A 14,263-nucleotide genomic window follows, 5' to 3' on the forward strand; every position below is an offset into this window, starting at 1 on the left:
GAGACGAACGGGGACCGGAGACGACGTGGCCACCGGAGACAAGAACGATCCGGTGCGGACGGATGCCGGCACCGCACGCCCGGCACGCAACACGCGCAACCGACCCACCGACGACGAATTGCTCGACGCCGCGTGCGCGGTCATCGCCGAGGTCGGTGCCGAACGGACCACGATGACCGCCATCGCCGAACGCGGCGGCACCACCCGGGTCACCCTGTACGCGCACTTCGGCTCTCGCGACGAGCTGGTCAACCGCGTGATGACCCGCGAGCTCGACACCTTCACCTCGTTCATGTTCGAGGTGTACGACGCGAGCGAGGACATGCCCTACGGCGCCCGCGCCCGCTACTCGGTGCAGGCCCTGTTCGACTATGCCCGCCGCCACCCGGCCGGCCTGCGCGTCCTCATCGGTCACCGGGAGGGCGGCAGCGACCGCCGGCTCTATGCCGCGCTCGAACCCCGGATCGCCGCACGCCTGCGCGACAACTACGCCGAACGCGGGGCGCGCATCGACGCCAGTGCGGACACCCTCGCCTCGCTCCTGCTGGGCATGAGCCTCGACGTCGCGCACCGCGCGCTCATCGTCGACGGCGCGGGCGTCGACGAGGCCTGCGATCTCGCGATCACCGCGACCCTCGCTGTCCTCCGCGACGTGCGACCGGAACAGCTCCGGGCACTCGACGAGTCGCTCGGGCGGCGCTGACGACCGGATCGATCACCCCAGCCAGCGGCCCGCCCGCCGGGTGTGCGCCGCCTTCGTGCCCGCCGGGAGCCGGTCGTAGGCCCGTGCGAGGAAGTTGGAGCGGGCGTTGGCCTCGAAGACGTCCCGGTGGTCGCGCACGAAGGTCCAGTAGAGCCCGTCCCAGTCGTCGGCCCAGTCCCCGGCCGGGATGTCCGACATCTTCTTCAGATAGTTGCTACCCGAGACATAGGGCTTGGTGGTGATCGCCTCTCCGGCCGCGAACTGACTCATCGCATACACGTTCGGGACCATCACCCAGTCGTAGGCGTCGACGAACATCTCCATGAACCACTCGTAGATCTCCTCGGGGTCGATGCGGAGCAGACACATCGCGTTGCCGAGGACCATCAACCGCTCGATGTGGTGGGCGTACCCGTTGGCGAGGATCCTACGGATCACGAGATCGACCGGTTCGAGTCCGGTCTCGGCGGTCCACCACCCGTCGGACAGCTTCCGATCGTGGCCCAGATGATTCCGACTCCGGAGAGCCCGCCCGCGGGTCTCGTACGACGCCCGCATGTATTCGCGCCAGCCGATCAGCTGCCGCACGAAACCCTCGATGCTGGCCAGCGGGACACGATTGCGAGCACCGACCTCCAACGCCCTGGTCAGCACCGTGCGCGGACTCACCAACCCGATGTTGAGGCCGGGCGTCAGCAGAGAGTGGAAGACGAAGGGGTGCTCGGCGCTGATCGCATCCTCGTACGGCCCGAACTCCGCGAACCGGTCGGCGAGGAACTGCTCGAGCATCGCCCGTGCCTCGTCGTGAGCCGTCGGCCAGCCGAAGGCGTCCGCGTCGCCCGGATTGTCGGGGAACGCCTCCGACACCCAGGCGATCGCGGCGTCGACCTCGGGATGCCGCTCGGGCGGTGTCGGCTGCGGGACCTCGCGGTTCTTCGGCAGCTTCTTCCGGTTCTCGGCGTCGAAGCTCCAGCGGCCGCCCTCCGGTTTGCCGTCGTCGTCGACGAGGATGCCGAGCCGCCGGCGCTGCCAGGTGTAGAACTGCTGCATCCGCGGCCGGGTTCCACCGCCGACGAACTCCCGGAGCTGGCGACGGGTGGTGAGGAAGTTCGGGCTCTCGGCCACGTCGTCGACCGCGAGCGGACACCCGGCGTGCTCGAACGCCGCCAGCAGATCTCCGGCCAGCCAGTCGTCGACGACGTCATAGAGGTGCACGGACGCCGGTTTCCGACGGGAGAGATGGCCGACGAGTGTGTCATGACTGGACTCGTCCGCGTCGGTCTCCAGGACGTCGACCTCGAAGCCCCGGTCCCGCAACCGCTCGGCGAACCTGCGCATACTCGCCCGGTGCAGGACGAGCTTCTGTACGTGGAACCGATACTGCCGGAACATCAGGTCGTGCTCGACGAGGACGAAGCGCGTACCGGGCTCCGCGTCGAGATGCGATTCGAACAACTGATGCGGGAGCACCACGCGCACAACATCGCCGGACGGAACGGACATCGACTCTCCTCTCGCGGACGCGCCTCCCGGGGGCGCTACCGGGGTGACTTGGACGCGCCCCTCAAGGGCCGGGCAAGTCGACCCCAAGTTCGCACCAAGCGCGCGGAGACATCCTGTCGTTCATCACCCGATCGATCACCACGATGAGCCGCCGAGACCGGGCATCCGCCCACTCCAGACGTTAGGAACCACGATGTCGCGCAGCACCTCCAGCTATTCGCACGCCACCGACGATCGGATTGCCGGGTCCGGCGACGACGTGCCGCCCGTGCCGAGGCCCTTCTGGCAGCTGGGCCGGCGTGCCGCGGTGATCGTGGCCTGCGTGGGCTTCTCCGCGCTGGCGGCCTGCAGTGTCAGCGTCGGCACGCAGTCGATCGAGGAGGCCTCCGACATCGACGTGGGCGAGTGCCTGCAGATCGGCGCCGAGGCCGGTGAGGGCAAGGTCGAGGCGACCAAGGCCGACTGCGAGGGAACCGAGGGCCTGACCTTCTACGCCGCCGACAAGGTCAACGCCTCGGCGGAGTGCGGCACCCCCAACACCTCCGCGCTCACGTTCGGTGAGGGCGACCAGAAGCTCTGCCTCACACCCAACTTCGAGGTCGACGCGTGCTATCAGATCCCGGTCAACGGCGGCAAGCTCGCCGACTACCGCGAGGTCGAGTGCAACGCCTCCCCCGCGGACAGCACCATCCTCGCCAAGACCGTCAGCCGGGGCGGCGATTCCCTCACCTGCACCGAGGACGAGACGAAATGGGCTTTCACGCAGCCTGTCTCGGTCGGCTACTGCCTGACCGAGGACGTCACCGCCGCCAGTCGATTCGAGGGCTGAGCGGCGCCGCTCAGAGGCTGCGCTGTTTCGCGTACTCCGCCATCGCCGTTCGCTCCGCCTCATGCTTGGGGTAGAAGAAGAACACCACTGCCGCACCCAGCAGGACGATCCCGGCCGCTGCGCCGTAGGCGTTCTTGTCGCCCTGGACGAAGGCGTCGCGGGCCGCACCGATGATCTGATCGGCGTACTGCGGGTAACGCTCGGCCAGGACCTCGGCACTCGAGAACGACTTCGTCAGCGCGGTTTCGGTCTGTTCGGTGATCTGGTCGGCCTGCGGCGAGCCGGAAATGGTGTCCTGCAACTGATTCGCGTAACCCGCGGTCAGGATCGCGCCGAGGGTGGACTGCAGGATCGCACCGCCGAGGTCGCGCTGCAGATCGGACATGCTCGACGCCATCCCGGCGCGCTGCACCGGTACCGAGCCGGTCAGCGACTGGGAGGCCGGGGTGCCGGCGAGACCGACACCCACCCCGACGAGGACGTAGACCAGGCCGACATGCCAGAAGTGGGCATCCTCGTCCCACGTGAGCATCGCGAGCACCAGGCCGACGACGATGAAGGCATAGCCCGACAACAAGGTGAACCGCGAACCCATGCTCTGCACCAGTTTCGCCGACCGCGGTGCCACGACGATCATGGCGGCCGCCGCCGGGAGGATCGTGGCGCCGGCCGCGAGGGTGGAGTAGCCCAGCACGTTCTGCATGTACTGCTGGCCGATGAACATCGCGCCCATGAGCGTGCCGAACACGATGAGCCCGCCCACCGCCGCGACCCAGAAGGTGCGTCGGGACGCGATGCGGAGGTCGAACAGCGGAACCCGGACGCGCAGTTGCCGCCAGACGAAGCCGGCCCCGGTGAGCAGCGCGATCGCGGCCAGGATGTAGACCTGGAGCCGCTGATCGGAGTTGGGGGCGAAGTTGATCGCGAGGACCAGCGAGCCGACCATCACGATCGACACGACGCCGCCCAGATTGTCGACGACCGCGGCCTCGTCACCGGTGTCGGCGGGCACCAGCCGCCACGCGGCGAGCAGCGCGACGACGGCGAGCGGCAGGGTCACCAGGAACACCGAGTGCCACGACAAGACCTCGAGGAGGGCCCCCGACAGCACCGGACCCAGTGCCGAGATCGCACCGCCGAACGCCGACCACGCGGCGATCGCGCGGACGCGTTTCGGCCCGGACCACAGGGCGGTGATCACCGCGAGGGTGGTCGGAAAGGCCAGGCCGGCCGCGATGCCGCCCACCAGACGAGCACCGAAGAGTACCTCGACTTCGGGCGCGAACCCGGCGACAAGCGACGCCGGGATCGACAGGCACATGCCGATGACGAGCATTCGTTTGCGGCCGTGCCGGTCTCCCAGGGCACCGAAGTAGAGCACCGACGCCGCGAGGCCGAGAGAGTAGCCGACCGCCACCAGGTTCAGCTGCGTCGAACTCGCGTCGAGCGCCTTGCCGATGTCGGGCAGCGCGACATTCGCCACCGCCAGATTGATGTTGGCCACCCCGGCCACCAGGATCAGCGCGACCAGGATCGCCTTCGCCCGCTTCGGAGCCGTCCCCGCCTCGACCTCGGCCGTTGTCGACGTCATCGGGGAATCGTACGTGCGCGACGGCTATTGGGCCGGTGATCTCACCGGTCCGGGCACAAACCGGTCACCCGATCACGTTGCTGTCCGTCCCGGAAGGCGGGACACGACGCAACGCCGATCTCGCCGAGTCCGATCAGAGACAGACGCTGATGGTGACCGGCCCGATCGGGATGCCGAAGCAGATAGACACCGACCCGGTGGCCTGCAGGGGCTGGACCGGTTGCACGGCCGGCGCGGCAGAGGCGGCCGGTGCGGTGGCCAGCCCGATCGCGCAGGCGGCACCGACAGCAGCCACCCCGACAGACGTACGACGCATGATCCTGGACATGCTCATGAGCAGCTCCCCTCGAGCTCGAGTCCCCCCGGACAACCCTGCGGATGGGGTCAACACGCAGGTGATGGTGACTGAAGATTGTACGCCTCGACGACGGCGTCGTCCCCATCCCGACCGCAGGATCCGCCGCAGCGCGTCACAGGCTGATGCGGAGACCGTCCCACTCGTGATCGTGCATGAAACCCTCGGCCAGGCCGACGCGGTACTTGAGGCAGCTGCGCAGGATCCCGGCATAGGCGAACGGCAGCATCAGCGCAGGCTTCTGGTCGCCGGGCGACTTGACCACGTCGGATGCGCCGCGGAAATCACGGACGAAGTCGCGCAGCGTCCGGTCCTTCCGCGACGAGGAGCGCCACCCGTAGAGCAGCATGCCCAGCCCGATCATCTTGTCGACGCCCGACCCGGGCGTGATCGGCCCGTCGTCGGGGTTCCAGGTCCCGAGGAACGCGCGGTCGACCCCGTCCTCGGGCGTGAACATCATGATCCCGCTCGTGGCACGCGGGTTGCACTCGATGCAGAACAGATCAGCCGCGTCGCCCGAACCGTTCCGGTCCTCGATGAAGTCGAAGCCGATCTGGCCGGTGAAGTTCACCCGGCGGACGAAGTCACGGACCCAATCGGCGATCTGCGGATGGTCCACGGACCGGAAGTTGAGGCACGAGCTGCCATCGATGGCGTAGTCGACGGGATAGGTGGCGTGGGCGTAGACGCGGCCCTCGTGGCAGACCGAATAGGTGCAGTAGTTGTTGCCCGACGCCCATTCCTGCGCGATCCACGGGTTCTGCTCGTCGTGCTCGAGCCACGTGAGTGGATCGCCGGGGGTCACCTTGTGGACCTTCTGCGACCCGCGCGAGTAGCAGCGCTTGAGCGCGAACGGCTGCGTGAAGTCGAGCGATCCGACGTCCTCGGGCCCGGTGACCCGCGCGAACTTGCGCGTGGGAATTCCGAGTTCGACGAGCAGTTCCTGGAAATCGTATTTGTTGTGCAGCCGGTTCTCGGTGGTGAAATCGGAGAGGAACAGCCGGCATTCGGGTGGGAACACCTCGGCGAGCATCGCGATGATGTCGGTTTCCTCGTGCACCGGGATGACCATGTCGACGTCGTTCTCGCTCACGATCCGCGCGAGCGCGTGGCAGTACGCGAGCGGCTCGAACTTCGGCGGCGGCACCCGATGAAAGTCACTCACCGCGTTGGAGAATCGGCCGATCCCGACCGGGATCGAATCGACGATGCTGACGCGGTGACCGGCCGCGGCCATGAGCCGCGCGAGTTCCAGGGTCAGAAACGACCTGCCGAATGTGATCAGTACATGGGCTTTTCCGGCGCTGTTCACCCGAGCGAGTCTAGTGCGCACCGCGCGCGGCGTTCGGGCGGCCGATGGCCGAGGGATCCCGGCCACGATTCGGACGGGGCGGGAATATTCGATACCGTCCTGTCGGTTCGTCCTGTTAGTTTCTCCACGATCGGCCGGCCACGTCGGTTCTGCAGCACTGCGACCAGCGATGGAGCGGAGCCGGTGCGCCTCGGCCGATCGCGCGTGTACGCAGTCGGGGTGGTCGGCGGTCCGAGCCTCACGGGGCTCATCCGGACCGAGTTGGAGGAGGCATGCAGCTGTTCGTCATCGGCGTGATCGCCGCCTGTCTCGCCGCAGTCGCCTACGGGATGTCGACGGTGCTGCGTGCGCTCGGGGCACGCCGCGTTGCCGAGGCCGCCGCCGACGAGGGCGAGGGCATCACCAACGAGAACGGCGCACCGACCCTCTCGTCCACCATGTCGACACTGGTCGACCCCGCATTCATCCTCGGCACGACGCTGGTCGTCCTCGGGTTCGCCGGCGGCGCCCTCGCCGCCCGGTTCCTGCCGCTGTTCCTCTCCCAGACCATCGTGTCGGCCAACCTCGTGATCACCGCGCTGCTCGGCACGATCATCCTCAACATCGCGCTGCACACCCGCGAATGGGTCGCCATCTGGCTGGTCGTGATGTCGCTCTGCCTGCTCGGCGTGGCGTCGTCCCATCACACCGGGGGCGGTGAAGAGGTCGGGTTCCACTGGGGTCTCTTCGTCGCGACACTCGCCCTGTGCGCCCTGGCCCTGGTGGGCGTCTACAACCTCGGCCCGGCCGGCGCGATCGTCGGCGGGGCGTCAGCCGGGTTGCTGTTCGGCATCATCGCCATCGCGGTCCGCATCCTCGACGGCGTGCAACCGTTCGATCCCGTCGCCCTGCTCAGCGATCCGGCCGCGTGGACCATCGCGGCCGCGGGCGCGGTCGGCTTCTACGTCCAGACGGTCGCCCTGCAGCTCGGGGCGGTGAACGGGGTGACCGCCGTGCTCGTGGTCGGCGAGACGGCCGGTCCGAGCCTCGTGGGGGTCGTGTTCCTCGAGGACACCGCCAAGCCCGGTCTCGGCTGGCTGGCGATCCTGGGCTTCGTCGGCGCGGTGATCGGTGCTGTGCTGGTCGCCTGGTACGGCTCGGTCGATCCGGATCACCTGGGCGAGGCGCCGCCGATGAAAGGCGGCTGGCGCCGTGGCCGCGAGGAGCCCGAGTCCGACGAGCCCGCGGAGTCGGCCGCGGAGACCGACCGGTCACGCGCCGAGGCCGACGCCGGCCCGCCGCCGGTCGATCCGGCACCCGATCCCGGCGTCTGGTCGGTCGACGACGACTCCGTTTTCGGCGGTCGCGACTCCCGCCGCAACTGACCGCTGCGCCCGCTCCGCAGGTGGTTGACACCCGCGCCGTGGATGGAGAGGGTGGGTTGATGACATCGACCAGCACGGGCTCCGCGGCCCGGCTCGCCTACGAGACCCTCGAACCCTTCCACATCCTGGCCTACTTCAATCCCGGACTGAAAGGCGCACAGGAGGACACCGGGCTCGATCCGTACGCCTTCTACGTCGGTGCGCGCGGTGCGCCGTTCGGCCCGTGCGCGGCCTCGGTCATCGCCTCGGCCTTCTACAACTTCAATCCCGAACTCATCGCCAAGAGCTGGGCGGCCGCTGTCGATGCCGGACTCGAGCGCGTTCATGAGCGGCGCAACCAGATGCTCGACGACTCGCTCCGGGACATCCTCGGAAGCTCCATCGCCGATCCGGAACTCGACGAACTCGCCTCTGCCTACTACGATCTCGCGGCCGGACTGCCACTCGGCGGCCGCCCGCTGGCCGCCGCGTGGTCGACGGCCCCGCGGCCGGACACCGCGCGACTACGCCTGTGGCACGCCATCGCCGTCCTCCGAGAATGGCGCGGCGACAACCACATCGCCGCCCTGGCCCTCCACGGCCTGAACGGATTCGACGCGGCCGTCTTCCACGAGGCGCAGCTACCCGACCCCACCGTCCGCCGACGCACACTCGGCAAGCGGATCGTACTGCTGACCCGAGGGTGGTCCGAACAGGACTGGCAGGACAGCGTCGATCGTCTCGCCGACGCCGGTCTCGCCGAACGCGTCGACGACGGCCACCGACTCACCGCCTCCGGTGCGGCGACCTACGACGACATCGAGGCCACCACCGACGCTGCGGGAGAGTCCATCTGGTCCGGCACCGATGATCTGCTGACGCGGACCAGACCCATCGTCAAAGCCGTCATCGACGCGGGCATCCTGCCGGGAACGAGGACCAAGTGAGCGCATCCGACGGGCAGCTCGAGGACCTCCGGTCGATCGAGAACCTCAAGTACCGTTACCTGAGATCCCTCGACACCAAGGACTGGGCGACGTTCGCGTCGACCCTCACCGACGACGTCACCGGCAACTACGGTGAGGGACTCGCCTTCTCCGACCGGGACGAGTTGGTCGGATACATGCAGAAGAACGTCGGCCCCGCGGTGATCACCGAACACCGCGTCGCGCATCCCGAGATCGAGATCGACGGCGACACGGCACGCGGTCGCTGGTATCTGCAGGACCGCGTCATCGTCGCCGAGTTCTCGTTCATGCTCATCGGCGCCGCGTTCTACGACGACACCTATCGCCGCACCGCGGACGGCTGGCGCATCAGCAGCACTGGTTACGACCGCACATACGAAGCGACCGTCGGTCTCGCCGACCTGCCGAGCTTCGCACTGAAGGTCGGTCCCGCAGTGCGGGTCTGAGGCCTGACGATGGGCCCGCGCACCTTCGCCGACCGCCGCGAGGCGGGCCGCCTGCTGGGTGCGCGGGTCGCCGCGGTCCTGAACACCGCCGCACCACCAGTATCGACACCGACCGCACCGAGACCGTCGGCGCCGGTCGTCCTCGGTCTCGCCCGCGGCGGGGTCCCCGTCGCCCGGGAGGTGGCCGATGCGATCGCGGACTCGCGCGCCTGCGACCTGGATGTCCTGGTGGTCCGCAAGATCGGGGCACCGGGGCACGAGGAGTTCGCCATGGGTGCCCTCACTGCTCACCACCTCGTCGTCAACGACGACATCCCTCGCCGACTCGGGGTGTCCCGCACCGGGTTCGAGGAGGCGGCCGACCGGGAGCGCCGCATCCTGCACGATCGCGAGCGCCGCTATCGCGCCGACCGCCCGGGAGCCGAACTCTCCGGCCGCACGGTCGTTCTCGTCGACGACGGACTCGCCACCGGTTCCAGCATGGCCGTCGCGGTCGACTCCGTCCGGGCCGTCGGCGCCGCCCACGTGGTGGTGGCCGTACCGACGGCACCGTCGGATTCGGTGCGGCGGCTGCGGGATCGCGGTGTCGACGAGGTGATCGTCCTGGTGACACCGGAACCGTTCCGCGCCGTCGGCCTGTCCTACGAGGACTTCACCCAGGTCGACGACGACGAGGTGATCTCCGCCCTGGACCGGCCCCGCGGCTGAGCCGACGCGGCACCCCGACAACGACCCGTCAGGGCGGCACCGCCGACAAGTCGTCGACGGTTCGCTTCGTCCGCGCGGCGCTCAGCGAGCCTGCGGCCGTGCGTCTTTGAGCAGAAGTGCGGCCAGCTCCGCGCGGTCACCCACATCCAGCTTGGTGTAGGCACGGAACAGATGCCCCTCGACGGTGCGGACCGACACGGTGAGGCGTTCGGCGATGTCCTTGTTGGACAGGCCCGCCGCCGCGAGGTTCGCGATCTCGCGCTCGCGGGAGGTCAGCGGCAACGGCTGCGCGGCCGAGATCAGTGCAGGTGTCCGCAGGCCTCCGCACGCCGACGCCAGTCGATTCGCCACCGCGGCCGACGCCACGGTCGCCGAGCGCTTCTCCGCCGCGTCGTGGAGAACGCTGGCCTGGGCCGCCGCGTCCGCGGCGGACAGCCAGACCCCGGAGTCCTCGAACGCCGCGGAACACAGATCGAGTTCGACCGCATCACCGTCGCGGAGGGCTCCGGCGTGACGCGCGTACAGATCCGAGAGCGGACCGTCGACGCGCTCCGCCAGTTCGACGAGCCGATCGGCGACGCTGCCGTCACCGAAGCGCGCGGCGGTGTGCAGCGCCTCGGCCTCCACCGCGAACTGGCCTGCGTCCCGCGCGGAGGCCGCCGCGGAATGGGCGAGTTCGACAGCGGGCGTGACGGTTCCGGCCGCGGCCGCCTGCCAGGCCGCCGCGATGGCGAGCATCGGCCCGAACACCGCCACGTGCGTGCCGGACTTCTCCCGCGCCTTGGCCAGCGCGGCACCGGCACGCTCTGCCTGCCCCAGTGCGCTGAGCGCCTGCACCAGGAAGATGTGCGCCGGGAAGTTCCAGGACTCGGAGAACCGGCCGCTGTCGAGGATCGCGAGTGTCTGCTCCATCCGACGGGTCACCGAAGCACACGAACCGCGCGCGAGTTCGACTGCGGCGACCAGGATTCCGGACATCGCCCAACCCAGGTACTGCGCGGTCTGCGCCGCCGAGACGAAGCGTCCGGCGGCCAGGTCAGCGTCGTCGAGCCGACCGGTGAGGGTCAATGCGAGTGTCTCGCCGAAGCCGGTGGGGAACCGGAGCAATCCGTCCACCTCGACCTCCCGCGAGTGTTCGGCCAGCGCCCGGACCTCCGCTCCCCGGCCGGCCACCGCGCGGGCGAGGCTGCCGCCGAACACCGCCCACTCCACCGCCCACGGAAGGACTCGGGACTCTCCCAGGACGGTGTCGGACAGCGTGATCGCCTCGTCGATCCGATTCTCGAACAGCGCACACGCCGAGGCGATGCCGGTGACGATCGGCTTGAGTGCCGGCTGGGTGACTCGCTCGGTCAGCAGCTGCAGGATCTCGTCGGCCCGGTCGGCGTCGCCGAGCGCCCAGAACGTGTTGCCGATGATCGAGTTGCCCCACAGCACGAGCCGGCCCTCGTCGAGGTCGTCCGGCGAGAAGCGCGCCAGGATGTCTCGCGCCTCATCCGGATGCCCCTGCCACATGACCGCCCGCGCGAGCAGCTCGGCCTCCTCCAGTCCCCCGCCCTCGTCGAGTGCCGCTCGCGCGAACCGTTCGCCGAGCGGTGTCTGCGCGAGATTCAGCGCGTCGCGGGCCGCTGTCCGCACCAGCGCCAGATCGATCTCCACGTCGCTCTCGATCGCGAGGTCGGCGAGCCGGATCCGCTCGGCCGGCGTGTTCGTGGGCCGCGACCGCAGTGCCTCGACGAGCCGGCCGCGCAGCCGCCGCGACGACACCAGGCCCAGCCGGCGTCGGATGACCTCGCCGAACAGCGGGTGGTGGAAGGCGACATCGAGGCGTCGTCCGTCGCGGGTGATGCGCACGAGCCCGGCGATCTCGGCCTCCTCGACCGCCTCTTCCCCGGCGAGCTCGGCGAGGACGTCGATGTCGAGCGGCTCGCACAGACTCAGATACTTGAGCGCGGTCAGGACCGGGCCGGCGAGTTGCTCGATCCGTCCCTCCAGCAGCGACGCGAGCTCCGAGGTGATGGCGGCGCGCCCGCGGAGTTGCCACACCCCGTTGACCTGGCGCAATGTGTCGGCCTGCCGCGCGCCGTCGACCAGATGTCGCAGGAACAGCGCGTTGCCACCGGAGGCCTCCCACATGAGATTCGCGGAGTGCTCCTCGAGTTGTCCGCCGAGTACCGATTCGATCAGCTCGACGCTCTGCTCTTTGGTGAACGGCGACAACGTGATCCGCGTGAGATGGTTGTCCTTCCACAGCGAGGTCACCGCATCCGGGACGGTCTCGCCGCTGCGCACGGTCGCCACGATGTGCACCGCACGGTCGATCGCGAGTTGATGCAGGAGCGTCGCCGACAGTTCGTCGAGGAGGTGGGCGTCGTCGACGCCGATGACGACATCGCCGTCGGCGAGCAGCGATTCACGCGCTGCGGCAAGGTAGGTGACGGGATCGCTCGACGTCGCCGGACCGACGAGGTGCGCGAAGACGCCCAGCGGGATCGACCGCGCGGACTCCGTACCCGCCACCCATCGCACGCCGGTGGGCAGCTCAGCGGTGACGTGCCGTGCGAGGGTCGTCTTGCCGACGCCGGAGTCGCCGGTCAGCACCACGCCACAACCGGTCGTCTCACCCCTGAGTGCCGCCTGGATCGTGCGGAACTCCCGATCGCGCTCGACAAGCGGCCAATTCGTGGACATAACCGCGAATTTTAGTCTGCCGGACCCTACGATGGGCCGCGCCGAAGCACCAATGTGGTCCGACCGGATGGCAGCGGCCGGCACTCAGTGAATCCCGGATTCGACATCAGCGGAAGCAACTCCGCGAACTACGCATCCCGGGCATTGGTGACCGCGATGGCCGCCGCCAGCAGCACGAGGGTGAACACCGCGAAGTAGAGCAACGAACCATAGGCGTTCCAGTGGAAGGTGTCGCTACCGCCGGCGAGGAAATTCCAGCCGTTGAGGAACGGCAGGAACGACACGATGTGCTCGCCCACACGCGGGAGCACCGAGACGATGCGCTCGAGCGCCAGCATCCAGACGAGCATGATCGCCACCGCGCCCGCCGAATGTCGCACGAGCGCACCCACCGCGAGACCGATCAGCGCACACAGCATCGCGAAAACCGGCGTGCCCCACAGATGCCGGACGGTCTCGGACCCGGTGAGCGAGACCCCGACGCCGGACAGCATCTGCGCGACCACCACCGCGACGACGCACAAGATCGCGACCACCGCGAAGGACAGTCCGCCGAACACGACCGCCTTCGCGATGAGGACCCGTGGGCGGCGCGGGATCGCGGCGAAGGTCGGGCGGATCGTGCCGAAGCGATACTCCGTCGTGACACCCAGGATCGCCATGATCGCGAGAACAGCGACCCCGAACTGGTCGACGCCGATCAGGAAGTCGCCGGTGAGGGTGTCGGCCTCCCCCGGGCTCCCGTACGAGGTCCCGGCGACGGCACCGAGCAGCACCGCGATGCCCAGTCCCAGCACGACGACGACACCGAGGCACCAGTACGGCGATCGCGTGCTGGCGAGCTTGATCCGTTCGGCGTTGATCGCGGCGATCACCGGTTCACTCCCCCGTGGTAATCGACAGCGTGGGCTGTCATCGACATGAACACCTCTTCGAGCGACGCCGACTCGGCGGAGAGCTCGTGCAGGGTGATGCCCGCGGCGGCGGCGAGGTCGCCGACGCGATCGGTCGTGGTGTCCGGCACGCGCATCACCGGACGCCCGTGGTCATCCGGGTCACCCGGCGCGGGATTCAACCCCGCGGCGGCGAGCGCGGCATGGAGCTGTTCCAGCTGCGGGCCGCGCACCCGCACCGACTGCCGAGCCCGCCCGGTGAACTCCGCCACCGAGCAGTCGGCGATCAGCCGGCCTCGCCCGATGACGACGAGATGATCAGCGGTGAGCGACATCTCGGTGAGCAGATGACTCGACACCAGCACCGTTCGACCCTCGGCGGCGAGCTTGCGCATGAACCCGCGGATCCACACGATGCCCTCCGGGTCGAGGCCGTTGACCGGCTCGTCGAACAGCAGCGTGTGCGGATCGCCGATCAGGGCACCCGCCAGCCCGAGCCGCTGCGACATGCCGAGCGAGAAGCCGCCCGCGCGCTTCTTGGCCACCGAGGTGAGCCCGACCGTCTCGAGCACCTCGTCCACCCGGGCGAGCGGGATCTGGCTGCTCGCCGCCAGCCATCGCAGATGTGAACGCGCACTGCGGTTCGGGTGCACCCACCGGGCGTCGAGCAACGCGCCGACCTGACGCAGCGGATGGTCGAGGTCGCGGTAGCGCTGACCGTTGATCGTGGCCGTACCCGAGGTCGGGCGATCGAGACCGAGCATCATGCGCATCGTCGTCGACTTGCCCGCACCGTTGGGTCCCAGGAAACCGGTCACCCGCCCCGGCCCGACTTCGAAGGTGAGGTCGTCGACCGCGCGTTGACCGCCGAAGTCCTTCGTCAGATTCGCTACCCGCAACACGCCTCGACCATAGCCGCCG

Annotated in this window: 13 protein-coding genes; 6 read left to right on the top strand and 7 right to left on the bottom strand. The window is 69.0% G+C overall.

Annotated elements, in window-relative coordinates; translation table 11 throughout:
• Nucleotides 1-25 precede the first annotated feature (25 nt).
• Nucleotides 26-703, top strand: a complete 678-nt coding sequence (locus tag CA982_RS04905; protein ID WP_086534228.1) for a TetR/AcrR family transcriptional regulator — start codon at nt 26-28, stop codon at nt 701-703.
• A 12-nt stretch (nt 704-715) separates the two neighbouring features.
• Here CA982_RS04905 and CA982_RS04910 read toward each other — a convergent pair whose 3' ends face one another.
• Entirely contained in the window at nt 716-2,206 is a 1,491-nt protein-coding gene (locus tag CA982_RS04910) for a cryptochrome/photolyase family protein (protein ID WP_086534229.1), read from the bottom strand.
• Between the two features lie 193 nt (nt 2,207-2,399).
• Between CA982_RS04910 and CA982_RS04915 the strand changes: the two genes are divergently transcribed.
• A complete protein-coding gene (locus tag CA982_RS04915; RefSeq protein WP_086534230.1) occupies nt 2,400-3,035 on the top strand; it encodes a pyridine nucleotide-disulfide oxidoreductase in 636 nt (211 codons plus the stop codon).
• 10 nt (nt 3,036-3,045) lie between these two features.
• Here the strand turns inward: CA982_RS04915 and CA982_RS04920 are convergent, their stop codons facing one another.
• The 3 genes from CA982_RS04920 to CA982_RS04930 form a co-directional block, all read right to left on the bottom strand.
• Nucleotides 3,046-4,626, bottom strand: a complete 1,581-nt coding sequence (locus tag CA982_RS04920) for an MFS transporter (RefSeq protein ID WP_086534231.1) — start codon at nt 4,624-4,626, stop codon at nt 3,046-3,048.
• A 133-nt stretch (nt 4,627-4,759) separates the two neighbouring features.
• Nucleotides 4,760-4,960, bottom strand: coding sequence for a hypothetical protein (locus tag CA982_RS04925; protein ID WP_086534232.1), 201 nt, complete (start codon nt 4,958-4,960; stop codon nt 4,760-4,762).
• A 136-nt stretch (nt 4,961-5,096) separates the two neighbouring features.
• Nucleotides 5,097-6,293 carry an ATP-grasp domain-containing protein gene (locus CA982_RS04930; RefSeq protein ID WP_086534233.1) on the bottom strand — a complete coding sequence of 399 codons (1,197 nt, stop codon included), beginning with the start codon at nt 6,291-6,293 and terminating at the stop codon, nt 5,097-5,099.
• 272 nt (nt 6,294-6,565) lie between these two features.
• Between CA982_RS04930 and CA982_RS04935 the strand changes: the two genes are divergently transcribed.
• The 4 genes from CA982_RS04935 to CA982_RS04950 are packed head-to-tail and all read left to right on the top strand — an operon-like array spanning nt 6,566 to nt 9,758.
• Nucleotides 6,566-7,657 carry a hypothetical protein gene (locus CA982_RS04935; RefSeq protein WP_086534234.1) on the top strand — a complete coding sequence of 364 codons (1,092 nt, stop codon included), beginning with the start codon at nt 6,566-6,568 and terminating at the stop codon, nt 7,655-7,657.
• Nucleotides 7,658-7,716: 59 nt separating this feature from the next.
• Nucleotides 7,717-8,583, top strand: coding sequence for an SCO6745 family protein (locus tag CA982_RS04940; RefSeq protein ID WP_086534235.1), 867 nt, complete (start codon nt 7,717-7,719; stop codon nt 8,581-8,583).
• On the top strand, nt 8,580-9,050 hold the full coding sequence (locus CA982_RS04945) for a nuclear transport factor 2 family protein (RefSeq protein WP_086534236.1): 471 nt from the start codon (nt 8,580-8,582) through the stop codon (nt 9,048-9,050). The genes CA982_RS04940 and CA982_RS04945 overlap by 4 nt, the downstream gene beginning before the upstream one ends.
• A 9-nt stretch (nt 9,051-9,059) precedes the next feature.
• Complete coding sequence (locus CA982_RS04950) at nt 9,060-9,758, top strand: phosphoribosyltransferase (RefSeq protein WP_086534237.1); 699 nt, start codon at nt 9,060-9,062, stop codon at nt 9,756-9,758.
• Nucleotides 9,759-9,839: 81 nt separating this feature from the next.
• Here CA982_RS04950 and CA982_RS04955 read toward each other — a convergent pair whose 3' ends face one another.
• The 3 genes from CA982_RS04955 to CA982_RS04965 form a co-directional block, all read right to left on the bottom strand.
• A complete protein-coding gene (locus CA982_RS04955; RefSeq protein WP_143412524.1) occupies nt 9,840-12,449 on the bottom strand; it encodes a helix-turn-helix transcriptional regulator in 2,610 nt (869 codons plus the stop codon).
• Nucleotides 12,450-12,577: 128 nt separating this feature from the next.
• Nucleotides 12,578-13,324 (bottom strand): ABC transporter permease, encoded by a 747-nt coding sequence (locus CA982_RS04960; RefSeq protein ID WP_086534238.1) that lies wholly within the window; start codon nt 13,322-13,324, stop codon nt 12,578-12,580.
• Nucleotides 13,321-14,244, bottom strand: a complete 924-nt coding sequence (locus tag CA982_RS04965) for an ABC transporter ATP-binding protein (RefSeq protein ID WP_086534239.1) — start codon at nt 14,242-14,244, stop codon at nt 13,321-13,323. Before CA982_RS04965 ends, CA982_RS04960 begins: the two co-directional genes overlap by 4 nt.
• Nucleotides 14,245-14,263: the final 19 nt, after the last annotated feature.

It is taken from the genome of Gordonia lacunae, from assembly GCF_002149015.1.
Taxonomy (GTDB): domain Bacteria; phylum Actinomycetota; class Actinomycetes; order Mycobacteriales; family Mycobacteriaceae; genus Gordonia; species Gordonia lacunae.